The following is a 540-nucleotide window of genomic DNA, read 5'->3' as shown; positions in this document are numbered from 1 at the left end:
CGCTTACCACGGTAGGATTCGTGACTGGGGTGAAGTCGTAACAAGGTAGCCGTATCGGAAGGTGCGGCTGGATCACCTCCTTTCTAGAGTATGGCGCCACGCCAAACGCTCACACTTATCGGCTGTTGAAGATTGAAGAACTCAGGGGGATTAGCTCAGCTGGGAGAGCACCTGCTTTGCAAGCAGGGGGTCGTCGGTTCGATCCCGTCATCCTCCACCATTACAGTTCAAACGTAAGCCGCGTGGTTTAGGTTTGAGTTGTACCGTTCTTTAAAAATTTGGAAGAAGTAAAGATTTATTATTTTCGTTTGATCGCAAGATTGAACGAGGGTAGTGATTGTATGTATCAACAAACGCAACAACGTAGTACTTCTTGCTTTGTAACGGTTCTTTGTTAGTCGCAAGGAATCAATGTTATAGGGACAAGTGAATAAGTGCACATGGTGGATGCCTTGGCGATTACAGGCGATGAAGGACGTAGAAGTCTGCGATAAGCCTCGGGGAGCTGACAAACAAGCTTTGATCCGAGGATTTCCGAAT

The 540-nt window shown here is 47.2% G+C and carries 1 tRNA gene and 2 rRNA genes; all 3 read left to right on the top strand.

What is annotated here, in order from left to right:
* Window positions 1–83 (top strand): 16S ribosomal RNA (locus tag GTP77_RS29850); the annotation flags it as partial.
* Between the two features lie 61 nt (window positions 84–144).
* A tRNA-Ala gene (locus GTP77_RS29845) sits at window positions 145–220 on the top strand.
* Window positions 221–420: 200 nt separating this feature from the next.
* Window positions 421–540, top strand: a 23S ribosomal RNA gene (locus GTP77_RS29840); the annotation flags it as partial.

Source organism: Pseudoduganella aquatica, assembly GCF_009857595.1.
GTDB lineage: Bacteria > Pseudomonadota > Gammaproteobacteria > Burkholderiales > Burkholderiaceae_D > Rugamonas > Rugamonas aquatica_A.
This window is presented reverse-complemented; position numbering and strand designations above follow the sequence as displayed.